The organism is Egicoccus sp. AB-alg6-2 (genome assembly GCF_041821025.1).
Classification (GTDB): Bacteria; Actinomycetota; Nitriliruptoria; order Nitriliruptorales; family Nitriliruptoraceae; genus Egicoccus.
On the sequence record NZ_JBGUAY010000004.1, the window covers coordinates 406,670 to 431,415 of the forward strand.

Sequence of the window (24,746 nt, forward strand, 5' to 3'; positions counted from 1 at the left end):
CGGGCGGACGCGCCCCGTCGCGGTGCCGGCGCGTCGCGTGACCGTGCGAGGTTCGCGCGCGGCGCAGCGCGGGTCTTGCACCTGGCGTTGCGTCAGGTCGTAGCGTCGTCGCCGTCGTCCGCTCGGGCGGCTGCCGACAATGTCCAGGACGAGCGCATGCGGTACTCGATCGGCGAGGTCGCGCGGTTCGCCGGGGTGACGGTTCGCACGCTGCACCACTACGACGCCATCGGCCTGCTCTCCCCACAGGAGCGGGCACCGTCGGGGCGGCGCACCTACGTCGCCGCCGACCTCGACCGGTTGCAGCGCATCCTGTTCTACCGCGAGCTCGACCTGCCGCTCGACGACATCGCCGCGCTGCTCGACGGTGCCGACGACCACGTCGCGCACCTCGCACGCCAACGCGGCGCGTTGCGCGACCGCATCGATCGGCTCGAGCGACTGCTCGCCGTCCTGGACCGCACCATGGAGGCACGGAAGATGGGAATCGACCTCGACCCGGACGAGATGTTCGAGGTGTTCGGTGACGACGACCCGGCGCAGTACGCCGAGGAAGCCGAGCAGCGCTGGGGGAACACCGACGCGTGGCGAGCGTCGCAGCAGCGGGTCGCGCGCTACCGCAAGACCGACTGGCTGCGGTTCAAGGCCGAGCAGGAGCAGCTCGGCGCAGACATGGTGGCGGCCATGGACGCCGGGATCGCTCCCGACGACGCGCGCGCCATGGACCTCGCCGAACGCGCCCGGCTGCAGATTCACGACTGGTTCTACGACTGTCCGCACGAGATGCACGTCGCGCTCGGGCAGATGTACGTCGACGACCCCCGGTTCACGGCCACCTACGACCGGCAACGTGACGGCCTGGCGCAGTGGTTGCGGGACGCCATCGTCGCCAACGCGGCCCGTCATGGCACCGCGGCCCGCCCCTGATCAGGTCCCGAGCTCGAGGACGACGTCGGCCCGCTCGAGGACCGACGGGCGGTGCGAGACCACCAGCATGGTGCGCGCCCGGTCGCCCAGGATGCGGTCCAGCAGCGCGGCCTCGGTCTCGGCGTCGAGCGCGGCGGAGAGGTCGTCGGCCACGACCAGGGCAGAGCCCGCGACCAGCGCTCGGGCCGCCGCCACCCGGTGCGCCTGTCCCCCGGACAGCCGGATGCCGCGCGGTCCCAGGCGGGTCCGAAGCCCGTGCTCGAGCTCGGCCACGAGGTCGCGTGCGGCGGCGGCGTCCAACGCCCGCTGGAGGTCGTCCTCGCCGAGGTCCCACCCCAGGCGGAGGTTGTCGTCGAGGGTCTCGCTGAACAACGTCGGCACCTGCGCCACGTAGGCGGCCCGCGGCGGCGTCATCCACCGCGAGGCGTCGACACGCACACCGTCCCAGCGGATCTCCCCCGCGAGCTGCGGCGCCAGTCCGAGCACCGCCCGCACCAGCGTGGACTTTCCGGTTCCGACACGGCCCGTGACGACCGCGAAGCCGCCCGCCGGCACGTCGAGGTCGAACGGACCCAGGACCTGGCCGTCGGGGGCGCAGGTCACGAGCCCGACCAGCTGCAGTCGGGGCGCCGACGGCGACGGCGGCAGCGGGTGACGTTCGACCGGAGGTGGCGCCAGGGGAACCGGTCCGATCGGCGCGATCAGGGCTTCGACGTCGCGGTCCGCCACGGCCCCACGCAACCGGTCGACCGACACGTCGGCGTGACGACGAACCGTGAGCCATCCGGCCCAGTGGCGCGGCACGCCCGCCAACAGGTGCGCATAGGCAGCCAGCAGCGCGACCTGCCCGGCGGTCAACTCGTCCCCGACGACGAGCGCCGCCGCAAGCAGGCCGGCGGCCAGCGCCAGGTCACCGGCCGCCTCCCCGACGGCGGGCAGCAGCTGGCCCGCGACGCGGTCGCGGACGGCGGTGACGCGACGGCGCTCGCACAACCGGGCGAGGTGGCGCAGCAACGCGGGGGCGGCGCCGGAGGTCGTGACCGTGGTCACGGCACCGAACACCTCCCCCATGAAGCCGGTCACCTCGCCCGTCACGGCACGGTCGTCGGCCCGGCGGCGTCGCACCATCGGGGCGATCAGGTAGCCGCCGCAGGAGGCGAGCAGCAACGGCACGGCGACCGCGACCGCCACCAGCACGTCGATGCGGGCGATGACGGCGAGGGCGACCATCGCGATCCCGCCCGTCGCCACCAGGGTCAGCCAGTAGTCGGTGGCACGCGCGACGTGCTCGGGGTCGTCGCGGAACAGCGGCATCGCCGCCGCCGCGTCGGTGATCGCGGGGCCGCGCCGTTCGGGGTCGGGGTGCAACTGCGCACGCAGGACGTTGGTGCGCAGCACGGTCTCGGTGTGCCCCCAGAAGGGCTCGAACAGCCAACCGACCAGGGGCAGTGAGAGGGCACGCGTGACCTCGATGCCGGTGACCGCGGCCAGCAGCAGCAGCGCCGGTCCCCCGTCGCCGAGTGCGTCGAAGAGGCGTTCCAGCACCACACCGACGGCGAGCGGCGCGAGGATGAACAGCCACCAGAGTGCGCCGCCGCCCCAGTAGGCGCCCTTGCGAACGCCCATCATGTGGCGGACGACCCGCCAGGTGGCGCGGCGCTCGGCGGCGCGCGTCGTCGCCGACGGGGCGGTCATGTCGCGGCCCCCAGCTCGGCTTCCACCAACCGCGCGAACCGCGAGTCGGCCTGCAGCAGCGCCTCGCGGGGGCCCTGCTCGACGATACGTCCCGCACGCACCACCGCGATCCGGTCGACCCGTTCCAGGGTGGCGAGCCGGTGGGCGACGACGATCGCCGTCCGTCCGTCGAGCAACGCGTCCAGTGCCCGGGTGACGGCCATGGCGCTGGCGGTGTCGAGGCGGGCGGTCGGCTCGTCGAGGATCACCAGGCCCGGGTCGCGCAGCAGGACGCGGGCGAGGGCCAGGAGCTGTGCTTCCCCGGCCGAGGTCCCCGCGTCGTCTCCGAGCTCGGCGTCGAGGCCCTGCTCGAGCCGGGCGAACCAGGCACCGAGACCGACCGCCTCCAGTGCGGCGACGAGGTCCGCGTCGTCCGCCTCGACACTGCCGAGCAGGGTCAGGTTGTCGCGGATCGACGCCGACAGCAGCTGGACCTCCTGCGTCACGACCGCGACGCGGCGACGCAGGGACGCCTCGGACACCTCCCGCAGGTCGAGCCCGCCGACGCGCACGGTCCCGTCGCGGGGGTCGAGGGCGCGATGCAGCAGGCGGGTCAGCGTGGTCTTGCCGCCCCCGCTCGCGCCGACGACACCGAGGTGCTCACCCGGCTCCAGCCGCAGGTCGACGTCGCTGAGCGCGTCCTCCGCGGTCCCGGGGTAGCCGGCGCGGACGTCGTCGAGCGCGACCTCGAGCGGACCGGCCGGCAGCGCACGCGCCCCGGTGAACCGCACCAGCGGGACCTCGGCGAGCAGGGCGGCCAGTCGTGACGCCCCGGCCCCGGCCTGCTGGATCTGCTGGATGTTCTCGGCCAGCTGCTCGAGCGGTCGCCGGGTCAGCTGCGTCGCCGTGAACGCCGCCAGGACCTGCCCGATCGTCATCGCGCCGGTGCGCTGCAGCAGGATGCCGCCGAGCAGCGCGATCGCCCCACCGCCGACGACCACCAGCATCGACGCGGACCAGATCACGGTCGCGTAGACCTCCTGGCGGCGCCAGGGCGCCAGCGTCAGCGTGGAGCGACGCTTGAGGTCGTCGACGGCGTAGCGGCCGCCTCCGAGTGCACGCAGTTCCTCCGCACCGCGCAAGCGTTCCTCGGCGGCGCCGAAGACCTCGCCGGAGCGTTGGCGCGCGATCACCCCGGACGGCACGGCGAGGTCGCGCAGGCGTACCAGGACCCAGGCGCCGGCCGCCAGGACCACCGCGAGGGCGGCACCCAGACGCCAGTCCTGTACCGCGAGGAGGACGACCACGCCGGCCAGCGTGACCATCGCCGCAGCCAGGCGCACCACCACGCGTGCGAGCAGTTCTCCGACCCGGGTGGCGTCGCCGTCGACCCGGTCGACGACCTCCCCCGGCGTGGTGCGCCCGTGCCAGGCGCTGCCCAGCGACAGTGCGTGGGCCGCCACGCGGACGCGCAGTTCGTTGGCGGCCCGCCACGCCAACCGGGCGCCGAGCCAGGTCACGAGCAGGTCGGCACCGTTGGCGAACAGTCCGACCAGCCCGACGGCGGCGGCGAGCCAGATCAGGTCCCCCACCGCGATGCCCGATGCCACCCCGTCGGCAATCGCCCCCAGCAGGACCGGTCCCGCCAGCGGCAGCGTCCCCGCGACGAGCACGATCAGGCTGAACCCCGCCATCGCACGTCGGTGCGGAGCCAGGAACGATCCGATGAGGCGCCAGTGGGCGGCATCACCGGACGACCCGGACACGGGCGCGGCGGAAGGCGGTGCGGTGGACATGCGGGCTCCGAGAGACGCCCGCCGTGACGTACGGAGCGAGCCGGCCATGAAAGCCGGCCCGCGCCCGGTGCGTCAAGCAACTCGTCCGAGGCCGGCCGCCGGCACGGCGCGCGCGGCCGGTCGCCGTCAGACGTTCATGCCCATCGCGCGCAGTTCCTCGCGCACGTAGTCGGCCATCGCCTCGGGACCCCACGGTGGCGTGAACGTGAACTCGACCTCGACGCGGTCGACGCCGGGCATGGCCCCGAGGATGATCGAGCACTGCTGGTGGATCACCTCGGTGAGCGGGCAGCCCATGCTGGTCAGCGTCATCAGCACGTGGGCGTAGCCGCGCTCGGGCTTGGTGACCTCGTAGACCAGGCCGAGGTCGACGATGTTGTAGCCGATCTCGGGGTCGACGACGGCGCGCAGACCGTTCATGAGGTCCTGCGCGGACGGCATCCCGTCCTCCTCGAGCGGCAGGTCCTCGAACGGGTGACGGGTCCGGGGCGCCTCGTCGGCGGCTTCCTCGACGCGACCGCTGGGCGTGTCGGCCTCGGGGATCACGTCGTCGTCGAGGTCGTGGTCGACGGCGGTGTTGCTGTCGTGCTGGCTCATGGTGTCCCCGCTCATTCCTCGTGGGTGACGGTGTGGGCGTTGGCACCGCTCTGGTAGGTCTCGATGGCGTCACGGACCGCCATCCAGCCGAGCAACGCGCACTTGACCCGGACCGGGAACTTCGCCACGCCCTGGAAGGCGACCCCGTCGAGCAGGTCGTCGGCACGGACCGGCTCGTCGCCGTGCATCATGCGCCGGAAGTCCTCGGCGAGGTCGAGTGCGTCCTTGAGCTCGCGCCCGAGCACGGCCTGGGTCATGGCCGAGGCCGAGGCCTGACTGATCGAGCAGCCCTCGCCGTCGAACACCAGCCCGTCGACCGTGTCGCCACTGACCCGCAGGCGCAGGTCCATCTCGTCACCGCACAGCGGGTTGGAGTGGTGGACGTGCACGTCCTCGTTCTCGAGCGCCGGCGCCCGGTTCTTCGGCTTGCGGTAGTGGTCCAGGATGATCTCCTGGTACAGGTCGTCCATGCTCACGACACGCTCCTAGCGGCGGAAGAACGAGCGGGCGGCCTCGATGCCCTCGACGAGGGGTTCGAGGTCGTCGACGTCGTTGTAGAGGTACAGGCTCGCGCGGGCCGTTGCCACGACCCCGAGTTCCTTCATCAACGGCTTGGCGCAGTGGTGCCCGACCCGGACGCACACGCCCTTGGAGTCGAGCATCGCGCCGACGTCGTGGGGATGCACCCCGTCGATGGCGAAGGAGATCGCACCGCCACGTTGGGTGGCGTCCTTCGGTCCGTGGACGGTGACACCGTCGAGTTCGCCGAGCCGGTCGATGAAGACCTGTGCGAGCTCGGTCTCGTGGGCCCGGATGCGCTCCATCCCGACGCCGGTCAGGTAGTCGACCGCCGCCCCGAGCCCGGCGGCCTCGGCGATCATCGGCGTCCCGGCCTCGAACTTGGCCGGAACGTCGTTCCAGGTCACCGACTCGATGGTGACGTCGCGGATCATCTCGCCGCCCGTGAGGAACGGGTCCATGGCCTCGAGCCGTTCCGGCCTGGCGACCAGCGCCCCGATGCCCGTCGGCCCACACATCTTGTGGCCGGTGAGGGCGTAGAAGTCCACGTCGAGCTCGCGGAAGCTGACCGGCATCTGGGGCACGGCCTGGGTGCCGTCGACCAGCACCACCGCCTGCTCGTTGGCGTCGCGGACCAGCGCGGTCATCGCGGCGACGTCGTTGCGGGTGCCGAGCACGTTGGAGACGTGCACCATGGCGAGGAACTTCACCCGGCCGTCCGCGACCAGGGACCGTGCCGCTTCGAGGTCGAGCCGCCCGTCGTCGGTCAGCGGCACGTGGCGCACCTCGAAACCGACGTCGCGTGCGGCGTACAGCAACGGCACGTGGTTGGCGTGGTGCTCCATCATCGTCGTCAACACCGCGTCCCCGGGGCCGAGGTGGCGACGGACCCACGAGTAGGCGACCAGGTTCATGGCCTCGGTGGCGTTCTTGGTGAACACCACCCCGCGGGGGTCGGCGTCGACGAAGGTGGCCAGCTTGGTGCGGCCGCCCTCGTAGAGGTCGGTCGCCTCCTCGGCCAGGCGGTAGACGCCGCGGTGCACGTTCGAGCGCGACCAGCGGTAGTAGTGGTCCATCGCCTCGAGCACGGGCGTCGGCGTCTGCGAGGACGCGGCCGAGTCGAGGTAGACCAGACGCCGTGCGTCGTGGACCTCGCGGGACAGGACCGGGAAGTCCTTGCGGAGGGTCGGGACGTCGAGCGTCATGGTCGTCCTCGTCGTTTCGGCGGACGTTCAGCGTGCCGCAGGTCGAGGGTCCGCGCCCGTCCACACGGTGACAACCGTGGCACGGGCGCGGTTGCCGCTACGCGTTGCTCTTGAGGTGGTCGTAGCCGCGCTCCTCGAGCTCGTCGGCGAGCTCGGGACCACCGCTGGCGACGATCCGGCCCTCGAACATCACGTGGACCTCGTCGGGCCGGATGTAGCGCAGGATCCGGGTGTAGTGGGTGATGATCAGGGTGCCGAGGTCGGGGCCGGTCAGGCGATTGACCCCCTCCGAGACGATCTTGAGCGCATCGACGTCGAGGCCGGAGTCGGTCTCGTCGAGCACGGCCAGCTGCGGGCGCAACAGCGCCATCTGCAGGATCTCGAAGCGCTTCTTCTCGCCGCCCGAGAAGCCTTCGTTGACCGAGCGCTGCAGGAACGACTCGTCGATGTCGAGGTCGGCCATCTCCTGGCGCAGGCGGGTCATGAAGGCACGGATCGGCACCTCCTCACCGGAGGTGGCGTTGAGCGCCGTGCGCAGGAAGTTGGTCAGCGACACGCCGGGGACCTCGACGGGGTACTGCATCGCGAGGAACACCCCGAGCCGGGCGCGTTCGTCGGGCGTGAGCTCGGTGAGGTCGGTGCCCTGCCACCGGATGGTGCCGCCGGTGATGTCGTAGGCGGGGTGGCCGGCGATGGCGTAGGCGAGCGTGGACTTGCCGGAGCCGTTGGGGCCCATCAGGGCGATGGTTTTGCCCTTGTCGAGGTCGAGGTCGACACCGCGCAGGATGTCGGAGCCGTCCACCTCGACCGTGAGGTCGCGGATCTCGAGGTCAGCCATGGGTGTGCAAGCTTTCGGTCAATGATCGGGAAACGGGGCGTCGTTGGTGGGAGCGGTGACGTCCAGCAGGACGGCGTCGCCGTCGAGTTCGACCGCGAAGGTCGGGATGGGGCGGGTGGCCGGGAGCGACGAGGGTCGGCCCGCGTCGAGGTCGAACGACGAGCCGTGGAGGCTGCACTCGACCGCGTTGTCGTAGACCGTGCCGCCGTCGGCGAGCGACCACTCCTGGTGCGAGCAGGTGTCGTGGACGGCCTTGACCGTGTCACCGAAGCGCACCAGGCAGACGGGTACGCCGTCCACCACGACCTTGTGGGGAACGGCCTCGTCGAGTTCGGCCAGCACGGCGACCTTGGTGGTGGCCATGCCTACACCAACTCGTCGCGCAGGGCGGCGTCGTTGATGCCGAGGGTGTCGAGGTCGGTGGCGGCGAGCTCCCGCTCGATGTGGGCGAGCGCACGCTCCTCGATGCCGGGCAGGTCGATCTCGGTCAGGACCTCGCGGAAGAAGCCGTGGACGAGCATCCGCAGCGCCTGGGCACGCGGGATGCCACGCGCCTCGAGGTAGAACAGGTGGCGCGCGTCGATCTGTCCGGTCGCCGACCCGTGCCCCGCCGTGATGTCGGCGCACTCGATCTCGAGGAAGGGCGTGGCGTCGGCGCGGGCGCCCTCGGTGAGGATCAGACTGCGGTTGTTCTCGTCGGTGACCGTGCCGACCGCGTCCTTGTGCACGAAGATGTTGCCGCGGAAGACCGTACGACTGTTGCCCTGCAGCGCGCCCTTGTAGAGCACGTCCGAGGCCGCGCGCGGCGCCAGGTGACGGACGTAGGGCTGCAGGTCGAACCACTGGCCCTCGTCGGCGTAGTACACCCCGAGCGGGCGGACCTGCGCGCCGGGGCCGAGCAGGTCGCACTCGGGCCGCAGGCGTACGGTCGCGCCGCCGGCGACGATGGCGGCGTGACGCACCTGTGCGTCACGGTGGGCACCGATCTTCTGCAGAGCAAGGTGGCTGACGCCCATGCCCCATTCGTGCAGGCTGACGACGTCGACCTTCGCGGCGTCGCGTGCCACGACCTCGACGACCTCGTCGACGAGGGCGGTGACGCCCTCGTCGGAGGTGTGCTCGAGATAGATGACGGCCTTCGCGTGGTGGCCGACCACGGCCAGCACCCGGGGCAGGTGGGCGCCCTCGCGCGTGACGTGGACGTGGACACCGATCGGCGCGTCGAGCTCGACCTCGGCCGGCACGTGGATGAACGCGCCCGCGGTCCAGGCGGCGTCGTTGACGCTGACCGTGCGGTCCTCGTCGGCGCCCGACCCCTCGCCCGAGGTGGTCAGCGAGCCGAGGTGCTCGCGCACGAGCTCGGCGTGCTCCTCGGCGGCGCTGCGCAGGTCGGTGACCACGACCCCCCGCTCGGCGAGCTCGGCGGGGACGGTCGCCTCGACGACTTCGCCGTCGACGATGCGTACCTGCGCGGTGGTCAACGCGAGCGAGGCGACCAGCGATGCCGGGGTGGCACCGTCGGTTCCTGCCTCGGCGACCAGCGGCTGGCTGACGTCGAAACGCTTCGCGAACGGCGTCGAGCGCCAGAACTCGTCCCTGCGGCTGTCGGGCCAGGACTGGTCGAGGTAGCGCTTGGTGGCGGCGAGCCGGCGGTCGACGAGCCAGTCGGGCTCGCCGGCCGCCACGCTGCGCACGGCGTCCTCGGTGAGCGCGTCGAGCGGGACCTGGACCCCGTCGACGGGGGCAACGGAGGGGCTCGTCATCCGATGGCGCCTTCCATCTCGAGCGCGATCAGGCGGTTGAGCTCGACCGAGTACTCCATCGGCAGCTCGCGGGCGATCGGCTCGATGAAGCCGCGCACGATCATCGCGGTCGCCTCGTCCTCGTCGATGCCGCGGGCCTGCATGTAGAACAGCTGGTCCTCCGACAGCTTCGAGACCGTGGCCTCGTGCTCGATCGTGGCGTCCTCCTGCTCGATCTCCATGTAGGGGTAGGTGTCCGTGCGCGAGGTGTCGTCGAGCATGAGCGCGTCGCACTTGACCGCGGAGCGGGCGTGGTGGGCGCCCTCCTCGATGCGGACCAGGCCGCGGTAGGAGGTGCGGCCGGTGCCCTTGGAGATCGACTTCGAAAGGATGTTGGAGGTCGTGTACGGCGCGGTGTGGACCATCTTGGCGCCGGCGTCCTGGTGCTGGCCGTCGTTGGCGTAGGCGACCGAGAGCACCTCGCCCTTGGCGCCCTCACCGGTCAGCCAGACGGCGGGGTACTTCATGGTGACCTTGGAACCGATGTTGCCGTCGATCCACTCCATGGTGGCGTTCTTCTGCGCGATGGCGCGCTTGGTCACCAGGTTGTAGACGTTGTTCGACCAGTTCTGGATCGTCGTGTAGCGGACGCGCGCGCCCTCCTTGACGATGATCTCGACCACGGCCGAGTGCAGCGAGTCGGAGCTGTAGATCGGCGCGGTGCAGCCCTCGACGTAGTGCACGTAGCTGCCGGGCTCGGCGATGATCAGGGTGCGCTCGAACTGACCCATGTTCTGCTTGTTGATGCGGAAGTAGGCCTGCAGCGGGATGTCGACCTTGACGCCCTCGGGGATCCAGATGAAGGACCCGCCCGACCAGACCGCGGTGTTGAGCGCCGCGAACTTGTTGTCGTTGGCGGGGATCACGGTCGCGAAGTGGTCGCGGAAGACGTCCTCGTGCTCGTGCAGGGCCGTGTCGGTGTCGAGGAACACCACGCCCTGCTCCTCGAGGTCCTCGCGGACCTTGTGGTAGAGCACGGTCGACTCGTACTGGGCGGCGACCCCGGCGATGAGGCGCTCGCGCTCGGCCTGCGGGATGCCGAGCTTCTCGTAGGTCTCGAGGATCTCGGGGGGCAGGTCCTCCCAGGAGTTGGCCTGGCCCTCGCTGGCCTCGACGTAGTAGAAGATGTCGTCGAAGCGGATCTCGGACAGGTCCGAGCCCCAGTTGGGCATCGGCCGGCGCTCGTAGGCGTCGAAGGCGCGCAGGCGCAGGTCCCGCATCCACGAGGGCTCGTTCTTGCGCTCACTGATGGCGGCGACGGTCTCGCGCGTCAGGCCGGTGCCCGAGGTGAAGGCGTAGCCCTCGTCGCTGTCGGACCAGCCGAACTTGTAGTCCGACAGGTCCTGCGCGACGCGGGCCTGCTCTGCACGGGCCTCGCTGACCGGGAGTTCGATCTCGGTCTGGCTCACAGCTGGTCTCCTCGTCCGGACGTCCCGGACGGCTGGGTTCCGCGGGCGCGGGAGCGCGGGCGCGGGTCGTTCATGGTCGGTTCGTTCGCGGTCGTGGCCGTGCGCGGCTGCACGCAGCAGACGCAGGCACTGCCGCCCTCCGCGAGGGTCTCGCGGCGGGAGATCCTGACATCGGTGCCCAGCACCTTCGCAAAGCCGGCGGCCTCGTACGCGCACAGCTCCGGGTGCTGCTCGGCCGCGTCCTGGATGGCGCAGTGGTGCTGCCGCAGGGTGAAGCCCTCGCCGTCGGGGCTGACGGTGGCGGCGTAGCCCGCCTCCGAGAGCCGGCCGGCGAGCTGTTGCAGGCGCTCGTGGAGGTCTTCGGCCGTGACCGCGTCGCGCAGCCCCTCGACCTGGCGTGACAACCGCCAGCGCAGGAACTCGCGCAGGCCGTCGCCGTCGGCGTGCTCGGCGAGGAAACCGAGCAACTCGCCGGCGAGCTGGTCGTGCCCCTGCGGGAACAGCCGGCGCGCGTCCGCGGTCAGCGAGTAGCGCGCCGCGGGCCGCCCGCGGCCCTGGTTGACGGTCTGCGCCGCGACCAGGCCGTCCTCCTCGAGTACGGCGAGGTGCCGGCGGGTGGCCACCTCGGAGATGTCGAGCTCGCGGGCGAGTTCGGCCACCGAGGCATCGTGGTCACGCCGAAGCCGCTCGACGATGGCCGCCCGCTGCTCGCCGAGCAGCGACACCAGCGAACGCCCCGCGAGCGGGGTCGTGGTGGCGGGCTCGGTGGACAAGGCAGGCACTCGAGGATCGGGTGGAGGGTGACGTTGCCGCGCCCCGTCGGCCGGCGGTCGCGATCCGCCGGGGGGACGTCTCAATTACGCAACATTCGTGTTGCGATAGTAGGGCGGCCCTCGCGATGGTGCAAGGCAGCCGGCACCCCTCGCGCCCCCACCGGCGCGTCGGCCGGGATGGTGGACGATCGATCCGGCGCGTCCACCCTGCGTGCGCGACCAGTCGCCCCCCGCGCCGCCCATCGACGCGGTCCGCCCGGATCGTTAGGGTCGACCACGTGCCCGCAACGGGCAGGCATCCGTCACCCGCCACGCGCCGATGGGCCGCGAGGATGGGCCGGGCGGAGCAGCTGCCCACACGTGCCGCCCGTCGGGCGACACGGCGGGCACGGGCCGTCACCGGTAGTGAGCGCGAACGGCTCCGCCCCCAGGAGGGCGTCGAGCCGACTGGTGGCCGCCGAGGGTCCCGAGAAGACGCGAGGATCGGCCCGGGCGGCCCGGGCCGACACCACGACCACGACTCGACGCGTCGCTCGGGGCCCTCACCTCTGTTTTCTCTCCGCCGGGTTCCTCGACGCTCGCGGCGCGTCGATCGGGCGCTTTCGGTTTCGAACGGTCACCCGGCGGGACTTCGCCTTCGTGCGCGTGGGTCTCCGACCGCCGGCGCTCTCAGCGTTCGATGGCTCGGCGGGCGAGTTGCTGCTCGAAGACGAACTGGCGCAAGGGTTCGGCGCTCTCCTCCGGCAGGTCCTCGAAGGCCAGCACCACCTCGGAGCCGTCGGGCACCATGGCCGCCGAACGTACCACGCGGCCCCGCGACGCCACCTCGATCTCGGGCAGGTGCACCGACACGTGCATGCGCTCGCCGACCTCGAAGTCCTGCCGACCGGGGAGTTCGCAGGCCACCCCGCCCTCGGCGATGTTGCGACTGACCGCGGTCAGCGCGCCGTACGCCTCCGTCGCCAGGGTCACCTGCAGGCGCGCGTCGAGGCGGTAGGCGGAGCGGCGCTGCGAGAGTGCGCTGCGCGACACCTCCAGGGTCCAGGTCGCGAACTTGCCGTCCGTGGTCGCCGTGAGGACGGCCTCGGCCTCGAGGTAGCCGACCGGCGTCGGCCAGCCGACGGTCACGGCGCGACCGACGTCGGGCAGGATCGGCGGACCCTTCGGGCGTGACGGTGCGAGCACCACGAGCGTCGCGCCCTGCTGGTCGTCGACCTGGCTGCGCCAGACACGGTCGACGTCGACCAGTTCGAGCGCCACGACGGTGCCCTGCCGGGGAACCTGCAACGTGGCGGCAGGCGCCGCCGCCGTCCTGTTCGCGCGGCGCAACCGCATGGCAGTCCTCCTGGGTGCCGGCCGTCCGACGGCTGCACGGTGGCAGCACCGGACACGGCCGTGCCGTCACCATCGGCCGCACGACCCAGCTTCTGAAGCGTCGTGGCGCCCGCCGACGTCGCCGCGGATTACTGCTGCTGCTGCCGCTGCTGTCGTTGCTGCCACACGCCGTAGCGGTCGCCGGATCCCGGCACGTCGCCCAGCGGCTCGCGGGCGAGGCGACGCATGCGGACGCTCACGTTCAACTCGTGCGCCGGCGGACCGGAGAACACGCCTCGGAACGGTGCCACGTCGTCGTAGTCGCGGCCCCGCCCGATGGTGACGTGGCGCTCCCCGACCGGCTGCCGGTTGGTCGGGTCCAGGGCCAGCCACACCTCACCGACGCCGCCGGCCACCTCGACGGGGACGGCCACCTCGACCCAGGCGTGCGTCTCGACCTCGACCTCGGCCTCCGCCTCGTCCTCGTGCCCCCCGCGAGGGGCCTCGTCGACGTCGACGTCGGCGCCGGTCGCGTCGTCACGGGTGAAGAAGTACCCCGACACGTAGCGCGCCGGGATGCCGAGGCTGCGGTACATCGCGATCGCGAGGTGGGCGAAGTCCTGGCACACCCCGCCTCCGGTGGCCAGGACGGTTTCGACCGGCACGCCGACGTAGGTCGCTCCCGGCGAGTACGACAGGTCGGCGGCCGCCTGGTGGACGGACATGACCACGTCGAGCACCTCGTCACCCGCCTGCGCGGCATGACGCTGCGCCGCCGCCGTCACCGTGGCGCCCCAGTACACGTGGGGGGAGCGCTGCAGCAGCTCCTGGTGACGGTCGCGGAACCCGACGTCGTCGAGGGCCGCGCGCGGCAGGCTGCCGTCGGGCGGTGCCACGGCCAGCGTCTCGACGGTGGCTTCGGCGACGACCTCGAGCAGGCGGTGGGGACCCCGGATCCCGAAGGTGTCGATGCGGGTACCCCAGTAGTCGACGTACGACGACACCCGGGACGAGGGCGTGGTCGTGACGTCGTAGTGCACCAGCTGCTGGCGTGCGTCCGACGCGGGGCAGGCGCGGAGTTCGTTCTGCGACTCGACCACCGACGCCTCGTAGTCGAAGCGGGTCACGTAACGGATGTCGAGCCTCACGGGCGCCTCATCGAATCGGTCCCGACGGATGCCGAGAGATCAGGTCGTGGCGATGGCGTGCATGAGCCCACTGGGGTGACGACGGAAGAACTCGTCGGCGACCGCCTCGGAGACGTCGGCCACACGCTCCTGCACCTCGTCGAGGAAGGGGTGCAGTCCGAGCTCGAACAGCTCGGCGACGTCACGGTACTGCAGCGACGCGGTCACCCGGCCGAGCGCCCGGACCGCACGGCTGGGCCCGCCCTGGCTGAGCGCCTGCAGCTGGTGCATCGCCCCCGAGAGACAGAACACGACGCTGCGGGGCAAATCCGGTTCGAGCAGCAGGAACTCGACCACGTCCGCGGGATCCATCGAGGAGCGGTAGCGCCGACGGTAGGCCTCGAAGGCGGAGGCGGACTTGAGCACCGCGATCCAGTGGTGGAAGTCGGCACGGTCCGCGCCGCGCGGTCTGGCCCCGTCACCACCGGTCAACCGACGCGACGGGCCGGCCAGCTCCTCCAGCTGCTGGTAGCGCACGTCGATGAGCCGGCAGGTCATCTCGGCACGTTCGAGCACGCGTCCGAGTGCCATGAACCGCCAGCCCTCGTCGCGGGGCATGGTCTCGCTGGCGACACCGTAGATGCCCATGCAGGCGCGCCGGATCATGCCGAACAGCTCGTACGGCTGGTCGGCGAGGTCGCGGCGCAGGTCGCGCGAGGCCAGGCTGAGGTGGAGGTTGTTGACCGCCTCCCACAGCTCCGAGGAGATCAGCTCCCGGACCGAGCGGGCGTTCTCGCGCGCACGCAGGATCGACGTCGTGATGGAGCCCGGATTGTCGCGGTCGAGCACCAGGAACTGGATCACCGCGGCCGGCTCGACCGGACGGTCGCCGTAGACGGCGCGCAGGTGCAGCACGTCCAGCAGCTGCCCCCACGGCGCCGTGACCTCGGCGGAGGAGGACTCGAGCAGCGTGTGGTAGGTCACGTCGACCATGCGCGCGGCGTCCTCGGCGCGCTCGACGTAGCGACCGGCCCAGAACAGGTTCTCGGCGAGGCGTGCCAGCATCAGCGGTCCTCCGGTTCCGGAGCAGACTCGTCCAGGACCCAGGTGTCCTTGGATCCGCCGCCCTGGGACGAGTTCACGACCAGCGACCCCTTCCGCAGGGCCACGCGGGTGAGGCCGCCCGGGATCACCTCGACGGTCTCGCCGGCGATCGCGAACGGACGCAGGTCGACGTGTCGACCCTCGAAGGCGTGGTCCACCAGCGTCGGATGCCGGGACAGCGACACCACCTCCTGGGCGATGTAGCCCCGCGGGTCGGCCTCGATACGGGTCCGGAACCGCTCGATCTCCTCGTCGTCCGCGTGCGGGCCGATCAGCATCCCGTAGCCCCCCGACGCCGCCACGGGCTTGACCACGAGCTGGTCGAGGCGCGACAGCACCTCCGCGCGCTGCTCCGCCTCCCAGAGCAGGTAGGTCTCGACGTTGGGCAGGATGGGGTCCTCGCCGAGGTAGTAGCGGATCAGGTCGGGCACGAACGCGTAGACGGCCTTGTCGTCCGCGACGCCGTTGCCGACCGCGTTGGCGATGGTCACGTTGCCGGCGCGCGCGGCCGAGAGCAGGCCGGGGACCCCCAGTGCCGAGTCCGGCCGGAACACCACCGGGTCGAGGAAGTCGTCGTCGATGCGGCGGTAGATGACATCGACGCGTTCGAGACCCCGCGTGGTGCGCATGTAGACCACGTGCTCGTCGACGACCAGATCGCGGCCCTCGACCAGCTCGATGCCCATCTGGCGCGCGAGGAAGGCGTGCTCGAAGTAGGCGGCGTTGTACATCCCCGGCGTCAGCACCACGGCGGTGGGGTGCTCGCCCGCCGCCGGTGGGGCGACCTCGCGCAGCGCCCGCAACAGCGAGGGTCCGTAGTGGTCGACCGGGCGCACGCGCTGTCGCCCGAAGACGACCGGCAGGACCCGCGTCATCGCCGCCCGGTTCTCGAGCACGTAGGAGATGCCGGACGGGTTGCGCAGGTTGTCCTCGAGCGCCCGGTAGACACCGTGGACGTCCCGGACGAGGTCGACACCGGAGACGAGGCAGCGGGCGCCGTGCGGGACGGGGATGCCGAACGCCTCGCGCCGGAAGCCGTCGGCGGTGTGGACCAGCCAGCGCGGGACGACGCCGTCGTTGACCGCGGCCTGCTCCCCCATGTACAGGTCCTCGAGGAACCGGTTGAGGGCCGTCACGCGCTGGGCGACGCCACGCTCGATGTGTCCCCACTCGTCGGCGGGGATGATGCGCGGCAGCAGGTCCATCGGGAACGTGCGCTCGACACCCTCGTCGGACCGGTCGCCGTATACCGTGAACGTGATGCCCTGGGAGCGGAAGATCCGATCGCGGATGCCCTCCCGCCGATCGAGGTCGTCGCGGTTGAGTTCCCGCAACCGCGCGACCAGGGCCCGGTAGTGCGGACGGGTCCGTCCCTCGGGGTCGAACACCTCGTCGAAGAAGCGGTCGCCGCCGGTCTCGTAGCTTCCGAACAGATCGGTCATCCGCGGGACCCTAGCGGCCCCTGCGGCGAGCGCCCATCGCGCGTGGTGGTGGAGACGGCTCGCCCCCGCACGCGCCACGCCGACGGGTCCGGCGAGAGCACCAGTGGGCGCCGTGCGAACCGGTGCCGTCCTTGCGCCACACCGGCTCGGGACGGCGGTACCGTTGCCGCGGACGCTTGGAGAGGCCGCTACGAGGGACGGCGGCGAGAGGCGAGGGACGCACAACTGATGGGTGGTTCGCAGCTTCGATCGCGCGCCGACGCCTTCACCGCGGACGGTCATCTCGCCTGCTCCGACGAGCGGGAGATCCTCGTCGCGATGCAGCACCTCGACGGCCTGTTGCGGGCCGCCGCCGCCCTGCTGGGCGCCAGCGGACACCACCCGCACCTGCGCGACTGTGCCGCGGCGGCGTGTCTGCTCGCCGAGGTGACCGACGGACCCGCGCTGTGTCATGTCGCGCACCGCCTCGTCGGTGACCGGCCGACGCCCGCCACGTCCTCCCCCGTACTCGAGCTCGCGCTGACCCAGTTCCGCGCCGCACTCCCCGACGCGATGGACGCCGTGCGCGCCTGCCGGCAGCAGGCCCATCCCAGCGGGACGTGCTGGTTCTCGGCCGCCCCCGGCGAGGACGGCTGCGGCGCGGTCCTGCGTCTGGCACACGCGCTGTGCTGAGCGGTGCTGCTTCGGCCTAGTACGGCTCACGCGGACCGGTGCCGGATTCGCGCTGGTCGGTCTCGCAGAGGGCCTGCCAGGCGGTGCCGAACGCCGCGGCGGCGGCCTCGCCGCGCAGCAGCGCCAGGGCCTGGAAGCTCGCGTCCCAGCCGGCCTCCGCGATCAGGAGTCGGGCGGCGAGCGCCGGCTCGTGCCGGTGCAGCAGGGCTGCCGCGCGTGCCAGCAGTTCCGTGGTCCGACGGTCGTTCACCATGGCCCCCGCGTCGTCGACGTCGGTGGGACCAACGACGCGGAGGGGGCTCGGGTCGCGGCCGCCCGTACAGGCCGAGCAGTCCGCGCCCACCCCGACCGCACGGGCGTCAAGGGGCCGCCGGGGGCTGCCGATAGGACGGCCACACCGCCGCCCACGACACCGATGAGGCCGCGGTGCCGCACGAGGCGGGGACGCGAGATGGACGAGCCACGGATGCACGCGACACCGGCCGAAGGGAGCGCCGAAGACGACTTCGACGCGCGTCGCAAGGTCCTCGCCCACCGCGAGAGCGTCGTCCGTCGCCTGCTCGGCGCCGGCCTCTCCGTGCGCCTGTTGCGCCTGCTGCTGCCCGACTGGCGCCCCCTCATCGAGCGCGTGGCAGCGGCCGCCCCCGTCAGCGACGCGCTGTCGCTGACCGACGAGCTGCGGGTCTGACCCTCCCGGTCACCGACCGACGGCCTGCTCGAGCCGCCACGCCAGCCCGGTGCGCCGGTCGCTCGGCCGGTCGTGCCGCGCAGCCGCCCGTAACGCGGCGGACTGCCCGACCACGATCAGGGCGCGTTGGGCCCGGGTGATGGCGGTGTAGACCAGGTTGCGCCACAGCATCGACCGGTGGGCGGTGTCGCAGACGAGCACCACGACCGGCCACTCGCCGCCCTGCGACTTGTGCACCGTGACCGCCCACGCCGCGACCAGGTCGCGGGCCTGGTCGGCGTCGTAGGTCACCTCCCCACGGGGGAAGGCCACCCGCAGCGTCCTGCCGCGCCGGGACAGGTCGACGACGCGGCCGACGTCTCCGTTGGCCACGTCCAACTCCGGGTCGTTGCGGGTCTGCATCACCCGGTCCCCCACGTGGAACCCCGCCACGCTGGGCCGCCCCTCGGCCGGGTTGAGGCGCGCCTTCAGGGCCTCGTTCAGCGCGTCGACCCCGGACGGGCCCTTGTACATCGGTGCGAGGACCTGCACGTCGTCCACCTCGACCCCGAAGTAGTCCGGCACCCGGTCGGCGACGGCCTGCACGACGCGGGCCGCGATGGCCGGTCGACGCGCCTCCTCTGCCAGGAACACGTCACCGTCCACGCCGCGGAGCACGCCGACCTCGCCGGCGAGGACCTCGCGCGCCAGCCCCACGATGCGGCTGCCCGCGGCCTGACGATGGATCTCGGTGAGCACGGTCGACGGCACCACGGTGCTGCGCAACACGTCGCGCAGCACGTCACCGGGGCCGACCGACGGCAGCTGGTCGGGATCGCCGACCAGCACCAGGTGCGAACCGTCGTCGACGGCCCGGATCAGGCGTCCCGCCAGCCAGGTGTCACACATCGACACCTCGTCCACCACGAGCAGGTCCTGGGGCAGCCGCTCGTGCTCGCCGTAGCGGAACGCGAAACCGCCGCCGTTCACCGGCCGGGCCTCGAGCAGTCGATGGACCGTCGTCGCCGAACGCCCGACGAGTTCCTCGAGGCGCTTGGCGGCGCGACCCGTCGGCGCGCACAGCGCGACCTCGAGGTCCGCCTCCTCCGCCGCACGCACGATCTCCTGCACCGTCCGCGTCTTGCCGGTGCCCGGTCCGCCGGTGAGCACCGAGACCGGCGAGGAGAACGCGGCGCGGACGGCCTGCGCCTGGCCCCCGGTCAACTCCGGGGACGGGTCCACGCGGTCGAGGTGCGACTGCAGACGTGACCGGCTGGTGGTCAGCAACCGCACGATGCCGTCGGCGAGGTCGCGTTCGGCCTCGAACCCCGACGGCGTCGACACCACCACGGCGCCGGCCACCTCCTCGACCCCGAGCGACCCCTCGGCGACGGCGGCATCGATCCCCGAAGCCGCCAGCATCGCGTCGACACGCAGGAGTTGCATGGCCGCCCGGATGCACTCCTCGCGGGGAAGGTGCTGGTGCCCCTCGCTGCGACGCGCCGCGGCCACCGCGGCGCGGGCGCCGGCCGCCAGCCGGCGGGGGTCACTCGCCGCGATCCCGATGGCGCGGGCCAGTGCGTCGGCGTGGGCGAAGCGGACCCGGTCCGCATCGAGGAGGCGGTAGGGGTCCTCGCGGGCGAGCCGGCTCGTGTCGGTCCCGAAGCGGGCGTGGGCCGAGCGCACCGCGTCCATCGGCCAGCCGGCGGGTTCGACCAGGCGGACGAACTCACCCAGGGCCTGGCCGGCCATCCACGCCTCGTGCAGCGAGGCGGCGTCGTCGGGATCCAGGCCCGCCTCGTCGACCAGTCGTGCGGTCTCGTACTCGATGACCCTTCCGGCGCCGGCGCCGAACGTGGTCAGGGCGCGCATCCGGGCCCGTTCGGGGACGTGCTCGAACCGATCGGAGGCGAGGAAGCTCTGCAGCCCGGCGACCGTCGTCGGCGCCACTTGCTCGTAGTAGACGCTCTCGAAGGTGCGGCCGTACTTCGGGTGGTCGCGCCAACGGCCGACGAGCGTGAGCGTCTGGCCTTCGACGACGTCGGAGAGCGGACCGGTGCACCGGGCGCCACCCTCCTCCTGCATCGCGAGCTCGACCACTCCGAAGCCCGAGTCCCGGTCGGCGTACACGACGCCGAGGACCTCACCGGTGACCCGCTCGTCGGCGAGCAGCCGATCAGCCGCCATGGGAGGACCCGTACACGGTCGTGGCGTCCGACGACGGACGGGCCACCGACCATCGCAACCGCGTGCGGACGCTGAGCCGATCGAGCATGGCCGCCGGCACCTCGATGCGGGCGGGCGGCACGGCGCCCGCGTCGCAGTGACCCGCGAGGATGGCGTCGGTACAGGCCAACATCCCCTCGACGGCCACCCCGACGACATCACGACCGTAGGCCCAGGACCGGCCGACGCCGTCGCGGCCGCGGCTCTCGGCCACGCACGCCCAACGGGGGGCGTCCGCCCCGGTCGCCGGTTCGGTCCCCTGCTCCCACCGGCGCCCCACGACCGCCTGCCACCGGGGCGAGCGGACCGCGTTGGCGGTTGCCTGCAGGACCTCCGCCCGCCAGGCCGACAGCGCGAGGTAGGTCCGTACGGTGCGGACCCCGGGGACGTGGCGCGGAACCGAGACGGCCTCGGCGGCCGGCACCGACGCGGCGTGCGCGGGTCCGATGGGCTTCGGGAACCAGGCCAGCCGGCGCGCCTCGCCGGCCCGCTCCTGCGTGCGTCGTCCCTCCGACAGGACCGGCATCGGCTGGGCCAGGCGTGCCGCGGCCGTCGCCCGCAGGCCGGGCGCGACCGCCCGTCGCCAGCCCCCTCGATCCGGGAACGCCCAGCACACGTGCACCTCGGCCGGCCCGCTGACGGCCGCGGCGGCGCTGGCCCCCACCAGGTCACCGACCGCGGACCCGGCGCCCGGCACGATCACGACACCGGTGTCGCGGCTGACGAGGTCGAGCTCGTCGTAGGCCCGGGCGGCCACGCCGGCGTCCGTACCTGCGTCGATGGCGTGGACACCGGCACGCACGCACGCGGACAGCCACCGAAAACGGTCGTCCGGGTCGCGGCTGGCGACGAGTGCGAGTTCGGCGTCAGGGAGCTGCGGCGCGCCCGACGGGGTCACGACGACGTCGTGCCCCCGCTCGCCGAGCGCAGCCACCAGCAGGCGGCCGGTCAGCCCGCCGGCGCCGAGCACGGCGATCGTGGTCATCAGCACCTCTCCTGCCCGCTCCGGGGCGCCGCTCCGCGGCCGGGCGACGCCGCGGAGGCTACGGCCACGCGCCCACCCGCGGGGACCGCGACCGGAGCATGTCGTGGATGCGTGACTCCCGCGCGCCCGGGTGCGAGGATGCCTGTCCGCGCTTCCACCTGCGACGAGGCCGACGGTGCTGCCTTCGACCCCCGTATCCCCTCCGACCGACGGGTCGGTGCTGGTGCGTGTGAGCGCACCGGACCGCAGTTGGCCGGGGCGTCTGCCGCGCGTGCCGGGGGGCACGGTGCTGACCGTGACGGTCGGGCATCCCGAGCTGCTGCCGGTCGCCGTCGACGACCTCGTGCGCGGCGGTTACCGCATCGCCGGTGTCGCGACGGAGCGTCGCCCGGTCGGCCGCAACGTCGACGTGATGGTTCCGGCCGGGCTGCGGCTCGAGCAGCCGGAGTGGTGGCAGGAGCTGGCGCTGGGTGCCGAACGGATCTTCGACCTGCGGCTGGGCCCGGTGTTGCGGGTCCTGGCCGCCGAGATCGACCTGCACCTGCGTGCCCGCGCCGCGGTCTGACCTGGCGGCGCCCCGATCCGCGGCGCGGTCCGACGCGCGCGCGGGCTGGACCGGCGCCGTCCGAACCGCGCGGCGCGCCGATCATCGGCGGGCCGTGCCCGGGACGGGCAGCGCCGAGCCATGCCTGCTCCACTTCCGCATGTGCTTGCACTTGCTAGCAGCAACGCGTACAGTTGCAAGCAAGACAGCAACTTCCGCGAGCACGAAAGGGGCCGGCATGGCCACCACCACCGCCAAGAAGACGGCGAAGAAGACCGCGCGCAAGAAGACCACCACGACCACCGCGAAGCGCTCCGCCACCAAGGCGGCGCCGAAGAAGACCGTGCTCACCGCTCGTGAGCCCAAGGTCGTGCTCGAGGACGCCGGCTACGCCGCCGCTGGCCTCGCGCACGACGTGGTCGAGCTCGCGCGGGCACTGCCGACCCGGCTGGAGTCGGTCCGCGCCGAGGACCTGCGTGACCGCGTCGCCAAGGACGTCGAGGGACTGCTGGGGCAGCTGACCAGCCTGCTCGACAAGAAGGCCGCCGAGGGCCGCAAGGTCGCCGCGGACGTCCGCAGCGACGCCCGCGTCAAGCGCATCCTCGACCAGACCGGCAACACCCGCTCGCAGGTCAAGGCGGCCGTCACCTCGGTACGCAAGACCGCTGACGTCTCCGTCGTCGCCGGCCGCACCGCCGGACGCAAGCAGGCCGGCAACGCCACCAGCCAGGTCAAGGCCGCCGTCACCTCGCTGCGCCGCTCCGGCGCGACCGTGGCCGACGCCGCCGTCGAGACCCTCCAGGACTGACCTCCCGCCCATCTGGCATCCACGTCACGCTCCGCGGTCCCGACGGACAGCCGCTCCCGCTCTCCAGCGGTCGCGGAGCGTGCACCCGCCGGCCCTCCCCCACCCCCGGGGGGAGGGCCGGCGTCGTCTTGCCGGCCGGACCGGTTGGGCTCGGCGCTAGCCTGATCGGCCCCTGACCCCACCACACGAAAGAGCCCGTGTGAGCCTGCACGACACGATCGAGACCGATCTGCGCGACGCCATGAAGGCCCGCGACAAGCCGCGGACCTCGGCGCTGCGGATGGTGGTGGCGGCGCTCAAGAACCGGGCGGTCGCCGACGGCATGAGCCCGCAGGGCCGCCTCGACGACGAGATCGTCCAGCAGGTGGTCGCCGCGGAGCTGAAACGGCGGCGCGAGGCCGCGACGGCCTTCCGGGACGCCGGACGCACGGAATCGGCCGAGAAGGAGGAGGCCGAGGCGGCGGTCTACGAGGCCTACCTGCCGCAGCAGCTCGACGACGCCGAGCTCGCCGGCATCGTGGACGAGACGATCGCCGAGCTCGGCGCCGACGGCCCCCAGCAGATGGGGCAGGTCATGAAGGCGGTGATGCCCAAGGTGCAGGGGCGTGCCGACGGCGCGCGGGTGTCCGCCATGGTCAAGCAGCGACTCGCCTGATGCCGCCGCTGCCCAGCACCGTTGACCCGGACTCGGACCGGTTCGCCACCAACCGCCTCCACCACGTCGCGCTCGTCGAGGACCTGCGGCAGCGGCTCGCGACGGCAGCGTTGGGCGGCAACCGACGTTCCCGCGAGCGGCACGTCGCCCGCGGCAAGCTCCTCCCCCGCGACCGGGTCGAAGCCCTGCTCGACCCCGGCACGCCCTTCCTCGAGCTCTCACCGCTCGCGGCCACCGGTATGTACGACGACGAGGCCCCGGGCGCGGGGATCATCACCGGCATCGGCATCGTCGGCGGCACCGAGTGCGTGATCTTGGCCAACGACGCCACCGTCAAGGGTGGCACCTACTACCCCATCACGGTCAAGAAGCACCTGCGCGCACAGGAGGTGGCCCAGCAGAACCACCTTCCGTGCATCTACCTCGTGGACTCGGGAGGCGCCTTCCTGCCCCGCCAGGACGAGGTCTTCCCCGACCGCGACCACTTCGGCCGCATCTTCTACAACCAGGCCACGCTGTCGGGAGCCGGCCTGCCGCAGATCGCGGTCGTCATGGGCTCGTGCACCGCCGGTGGCGCCTACGTGCCGGCGATGAGCGACGAGACCATCATCGTCAAGGACCAGGGCACCATCTTCCTCGGCGGCCCACCGCTGGTGAAGGCGGCGACCGGCGAGGTCGTCACCGCCGAAGACCTCGGCGGAGGTGACCTGCACGCGCGCACGTCCGGTGTCGTGGACCACCTCGCCGTGGACGACCGGCACGCGCTGCAGCTGGCCCGTGACGCCGTGGCCAACCTCAACCGTGTCAAGCACGTCCCGGTGGCGGTGCAGCCGCCCGAGCCGCCCGCCCACGACCCGGCCGAGCTCTACGGGCTCGTGCCCACCGACTCGCGACAGCCGTACGACGTGCGCGAGGTGATCGCCCGGATCGTGGACGGCTCACGGTTTCACGAATTCAAGGCGCTGTACGGCGACACGCTGGTGTGCGGCTTCGCCCACGTGCACGGCTACCCGGTCGGCATCGTCGCCAACAACGGCATCCTGTTCCGCGAGTCAGCGCTCAAGGGCGCCCACTTCATCGAGCTCTGCAACCAGCGCGGCGTCCCGCTGGTGTTCCTGCAGAACATCACCGGCTTCATGGTCGGCCGCGAGTACGAGGCCGGCGGCATCGCCAAGGACGGCGCCAAGATGGTCACCGCCGTGGCCTGCTCGACGGTGCCGAAGCTGACGGTGGTCATCGGCGGCTCGTTCGGGGCCGGCAACTACGCCATGTGCGGGCGGGCCTACTCGCCGCGGTTCCTGTGGATGTGGCCGAACGCGCGCATCTCGGTGATGGGCGGCGAGCAGGCCGCCAACGTCCTGGCCACGGTCCGCCGCGACGGCCTCGAGGCACGCGGCGAGGACTGGTCGGCGGACGACGAGGAAGCGTTCAAGGCGCCGATCCGCGACCAGTACGAGACCCAGGGGCACCCCTACTACGCGACGGCGCGCCTGTGGGACGACGGGATCATCGACCCGGCCCAGACGCGTGACGTGCTCGGCCTGGGGCTGTCCGCCGCCCTGAACGCACCGATCGAGCCCCCGAGCTACGGCGTGTTCCGGATGTGATCCCGCGGGCGCTGGCGGTGGTCGGAGGCGTCCGCCGCGGCGGTGGCGGTGCGCG

At 72.3% G+C, this 24,746-nt stretch carries 24 protein-coding genes; 7 read left to right on the forward strand and 17 right to left on the reverse strand.

Annotated elements, in window-relative coordinates:
• Positions 1 to 156: 156 nt before the first annotated feature.
• Positions 157 to 927, forward strand: a complete 771-nt coding sequence (locus tag ACERMF_RS09110; RefSeq protein WP_373668747.1) for a MerR family transcriptional regulator — start codon at positions 157 to 159, stop codon at positions 925 to 927.
• On the opposite strand, the gene ACERMF_RS09115 is transcribed toward ACERMF_RS09110, so the two are convergent.
• From ACERMF_RS09115 to ACERMF_RS09180, 14 genes are all read right to left on the reverse strand, one after another.
• On the reverse strand, positions 928 to 2,622 hold the full coding sequence (locus ACERMF_RS09115; RefSeq protein ID WP_373668748.1) for an ATP-binding cassette domain-containing protein: 1,695 nt from the start codon (positions 2,620 to 2,622) through the stop codon (positions 928 to 930).
• Positions 2,619 to 4,295 (reverse strand): ABC transporter ATP-binding protein, encoded by a 1,677-nt coding sequence (locus ACERMF_RS09120; protein ID WP_373668749.1) that lies wholly within the window; start codon positions 4,293 to 4,295, stop codon positions 2,619 to 2,621. The genes ACERMF_RS09115 and ACERMF_RS09120 overlap by 4 nt, the downstream gene beginning before the upstream one ends.
• A gap of 228 nt (positions 4,296 to 4,523) precedes the next feature.
• On the reverse strand, positions 4,524 to 4,994 hold the full coding sequence (locus ACERMF_RS09125; RefSeq protein WP_373668750.1) for a metal-sulfur cluster assembly factor: 471 nt from the start codon (positions 4,992 to 4,994) through the stop codon (positions 4,524 to 4,526).
• An 11-nt stretch (positions 4,995 to 5,005) separates the two neighbouring features.
• Positions 5,006 to 5,464 (reverse strand): Fe-S cluster assembly sulfur transfer protein SufU, encoded by a 459-nt coding sequence (sufU, locus tag ACERMF_RS09130; protein WP_373668824.1) that lies wholly within the window; start codon positions 5,462 to 5,464, stop codon positions 5,006 to 5,008.
• Positions 5,465 to 5,479: 15 nt separating this feature from the next.
• Complete coding sequence (locus ACERMF_RS09135; RefSeq protein WP_373668751.1) at positions 5,480 to 6,718, reverse strand: aminotransferase class V-fold PLP-dependent enzyme; 1,239 nt, start codon at positions 6,716 to 6,718, stop codon at positions 5,480 to 5,482.
• Between the two features lie 97 nt (positions 6,719 to 6,815).
• Positions 6,816 to 7,556, reverse strand: coding sequence for a Fe-S cluster assembly ATPase SufC (gene sufC, locus ACERMF_RS09140; RefSeq protein WP_373668752.1), 741 nt, complete (start codon positions 7,554 to 7,556; stop codon positions 6,816 to 6,818).
• Positions 7,557 to 7,574: 18 nt separating this feature from the next.
• Entirely contained in the window at positions 7,575 to 7,919 is a 345-nt protein-coding gene (locus ACERMF_RS09145; protein WP_373668753.1) for a Rieske (2Fe-2S) protein, read from the reverse strand.
• 2 nt (positions 7,920 to 7,921) lie between these two features.
• A complete protein-coding gene (gene sufD / locus ACERMF_RS09150; protein ID WP_373668754.1) occupies positions 7,922 to 9,319 on the reverse strand; it encodes a Fe-S cluster assembly protein SufD in 1,398 nt (465 codons plus the stop codon).
• Complete coding sequence (sufB, locus tag ACERMF_RS09155) at positions 9,316 to 10,698, reverse strand: Fe-S cluster assembly protein SufB (RefSeq protein WP_373668825.1); 1,383 nt, start codon at positions 10,696 to 10,698, stop codon at positions 9,316 to 9,318. Before sufB ends, sufD begins: the two co-directional genes overlap by 4 nt.
• 65 nt (positions 10,699 to 10,763) lie before the next feature.
• Positions 10,764 to 11,540, reverse strand: coding sequence for a helix-turn-helix transcriptional regulator (locus tag ACERMF_RS09160; protein WP_373668755.1), 777 nt, complete (start codon positions 11,538 to 11,540; stop codon positions 10,764 to 10,766).
• Positions 11,541 to 12,209: 669 nt separating this feature from the next.
• Positions 12,210 to 12,875, reverse strand: a complete 666-nt coding sequence (locus tag ACERMF_RS09165; protein WP_373668756.1) for a PilZ domain-containing protein — start codon at positions 12,873 to 12,875, stop codon at positions 12,210 to 12,212.
• Positions 12,876 to 13,003: 128 nt separating this feature from the next.
• A complete protein-coding gene (locus tag ACERMF_RS09170) occupies positions 13,004 to 14,002 on the reverse strand; it encodes a transglutaminase N-terminal domain-containing protein (RefSeq protein WP_373668757.1) in 999 nt (332 codons plus the stop codon).
• A 39-nt stretch (positions 14,003 to 14,041) separates the two neighbouring features.
• Entirely contained in the window at positions 14,042 to 15,046 is a 1,005-nt protein-coding gene (locus ACERMF_RS09175; RefSeq protein WP_373668758.1) for an alpha-E domain-containing protein, read from the reverse strand.
• Positions 15,046 to 16,527: a circularly permuted type 2 ATP-grasp protein gene (locus ACERMF_RS09180; protein ID WP_373668759.1), complete on the reverse strand. Its 1,482-nt coding sequence runs from the start codon at positions 16,525 to 16,527 to the stop codon at positions 15,046 to 15,048. The genes ACERMF_RS09175 and ACERMF_RS09180 overlap by 1 nt, the downstream gene beginning before the upstream one ends.
• A gap of 228 nt (positions 16,528 to 16,755) precedes the next feature.
• Here ACERMF_RS09180 and ACERMF_RS09185 point away from each other — a divergent pair, with 228 nt between their 5' ends.
• Complete coding sequence (locus ACERMF_RS09185) at positions 16,756 to 17,199, forward strand: hypothetical protein (protein ID WP_373668760.1); 444 nt, start codon at positions 16,756 to 16,758, stop codon at positions 17,197 to 17,199.
• Positions 17,200 to 17,215: 16 nt separating this feature from the next.
• Here the strand turns inward: ACERMF_RS09185 and ACERMF_RS09190 are convergent, their stop codons facing one another.
• On the reverse strand, positions 17,216 to 17,452 hold the full coding sequence (locus ACERMF_RS09190) for a hypothetical protein (protein WP_373668761.1): 237 nt from the start codon (positions 17,450 to 17,452) through the stop codon (positions 17,216 to 17,218).
• A gap of 213 nt (positions 17,453 to 17,665) precedes the next feature.
• Between ACERMF_RS09190 and ACERMF_RS09195 the strand changes: the two genes are divergently transcribed.
• Positions 17,666 to 17,887 (forward strand): hypothetical protein, encoded by a 222-nt coding sequence (locus ACERMF_RS09195; protein WP_373668762.1) that lies wholly within the window; start codon positions 17,666 to 17,668, stop codon positions 17,885 to 17,887.
• A gap of 9 nt (positions 17,888 to 17,896) precedes the next feature.
• On the opposite strand, the gene ACERMF_RS09200 is transcribed toward ACERMF_RS09195, so the two are convergent.
• Both ACERMF_RS09200 and ACERMF_RS09205 read right to left on the reverse strand, forming a co-directional pair.
• Positions 17,897 to 20,053, reverse strand: a complete 2,157-nt coding sequence (locus ACERMF_RS09200; protein WP_373668763.1) for an AAA family ATPase — start codon at positions 20,051 to 20,053, stop codon at positions 17,897 to 17,899.
• Positions 20,043 to 21,077: a hypothetical protein gene (locus tag ACERMF_RS09205; protein WP_373668764.1), complete on the reverse strand. Its 1,035-nt coding sequence runs from the start codon at positions 21,075 to 21,077 to the stop codon at positions 20,043 to 20,045. The genes ACERMF_RS09200 and ACERMF_RS09205 overlap by 11 nt, the downstream gene beginning before the upstream one ends.
• Positions 21,078 to 21,306: 229 nt before the next feature.
• On the opposite strand from ACERMF_RS09205, the gene ACERMF_RS09210 reads away from it, so the two are divergent.
• The 4 genes from ACERMF_RS09210 to ACERMF_RS09225 all read left to right on the forward strand — a co-directional run bounded on the left by ACERMF_RS09210 (position 21,307) and on the right by ACERMF_RS09225 (position 24,691).
• On the forward strand, positions 21,307 to 21,642 hold the full coding sequence (locus tag ACERMF_RS09210; protein ID WP_373668765.1) for a hypothetical protein: 336 nt from the start codon (positions 21,307 to 21,309) through the stop codon (positions 21,640 to 21,642).
• 217 nt (positions 21,643 to 21,859) lie between these two features.
• Entirely contained in the window at positions 21,860 to 22,429 is a 570-nt protein-coding gene (locus tag ACERMF_RS09215) for a hypothetical protein (RefSeq protein WP_373668766.1), read from the forward strand.
• Positions 22,430 to 22,628: 199 nt separating this feature from the next.
• Positions 22,629 to 23,084, forward strand: coding sequence for a GatB/YqeY domain-containing protein (locus ACERMF_RS09220; protein ID WP_373668767.1), 456 nt, complete (start codon positions 22,629 to 22,631; stop codon positions 23,082 to 23,084).
• On the forward strand, positions 23,084 to 24,691 hold the full coding sequence (locus tag ACERMF_RS09225; protein ID WP_373668768.1) for a carboxyl transferase domain-containing protein: 1,608 nt from the start codon (positions 23,084 to 23,086) through the stop codon (positions 24,689 to 24,691). The genes ACERMF_RS09220 and ACERMF_RS09225 overlap by 1 nt, the downstream gene beginning before the upstream one ends.
• The last annotated feature ends 55 nt before the right edge of the window (positions 24,692 to 24,746 follow it).

Bases quoted from the DNA above. Each gene is read 5' to 3' on its own strand.
- ACERMF_RS09115 (WP_373668748.1), bottom strand. From the start codon at position 2,622: ATGACCGCCCCGTCGGCGACGACGCGCGCCGCCGAGCGCCGCGCCACC.
- ACERMF_RS09185 (WP_373668760.1), top strand. From the start codon at position 16,756: ATGGGTGGTTCGCAGCTTCGATCGCGCGCCGACGCCTTCACCGCGGAC.
- ACERMF_RS09110 (WP_373668747.1), top strand. From the start codon at position 157: ATGCGGTACTCGATCGGCGAGGTCGCGCGGTTCGCCGGGGTGACGGTT.
- ACERMF_RS09125 (WP_373668750.1), bottom strand. From the start codon at position 4,994: ATGAGCCAGCACGACAGCAACACCGCCGTCGACCACGACCTCGACGAC.
- sufD (WP_373668754.1), bottom strand. From the start codon at position 9,319: ATGACGAGCCCCTCCGTTGCCCCCGTCGACGGGGTCCAGGTCCCGCTC.
- ACERMF_RS09190 (WP_373668761.1), bottom strand. From the start codon at position 17,452: ATGGTGAACGACCGTCGGACCACGGAACTGCTGGCACGCGCGGCAGCC.
- ACERMF_RS09165 (WP_373668756.1), bottom strand. From the start codon at position 12,875: ATGCGGTTGCGCCGCGCGAACAGGACGGCGGCGGCGCCTGCCGCCACG.
- ACERMF_RS09200 (WP_373668763.1), bottom strand. From the start codon at position 20,053: ATGGCGGCTGATCGGCTGCTCGCCGACGAGCGGGTCACCGGTGAGGTC.
- ACERMF_RS09120 (WP_373668749.1), bottom strand. From the start codon at position 4,295: ATGGCGGGGTTCAGCCTGATCGTGCTCGTCGCGGGGACGCTGCCGCTG.
- ACERMF_RS09175 (WP_373668758.1), bottom strand. From the start codon at position 15,046: ATGCTGGCACGCCTCGCCGAGAACCTGTTCTGGGCCGGTCGCTACGTC.
- ACERMF_RS09135 (WP_373668751.1), bottom strand. From the start codon at position 6,718: ATGACGCTCGACGTCCCGACCCTCCGCAAGGACTTCCCGGTCCTGTCC.
- ACERMF_RS09145 (WP_373668753.1), bottom strand. From the start codon at position 7,919: ATGGCCACCACCAAGGTCGCCGTGCTGGCCGAACTCGACGAGGCCGTT.
- ACERMF_RS09180 (WP_373668759.1), bottom strand. From the start codon at position 16,527: ATGACCGATCTGTTCGGAAGCTACGAGACCGGCGGCGACCGCTTCTTC.
- sufU (WP_373668824.1), bottom strand. From the start codon at position 5,464: ATGGACGACCTGTACCAGGAGATCATCCTGGACCACTACCGCAAGCCG.
- ACERMF_RS09225 (WP_373668768.1), top strand. From the start codon at position 23,084: ATGCCGCCGCTGCCCAGCACCGTTGACCCGGACTCGGACCGGTTCGCC.
- ACERMF_RS09215 (WP_373668766.1), top strand. From the start codon at position 21,860: ATGGCCACCACCACCGCCAAGAAGACGGCGAAGAAGACCGCGCGCAAG.
- sufC (WP_373668752.1), bottom strand. From the start codon at position 7,556: ATGGCTGACCTCGAGATCCGCGACCTCACGGTCGAGGTGGACGGCTCC.
- ACERMF_RS09205 (WP_373668764.1), bottom strand. From the start codon at position 21,077: ATGACCACGATCGCCGTGCTCGGCGCCGGCGGGCTGACCGGCCGCCTG.
- ACERMF_RS09195 (WP_373668762.1), top strand. From the start codon at position 17,666: ATGCACGCGACACCGGCCGAAGGGAGCGCCGAAGACGACTTCGACGCG.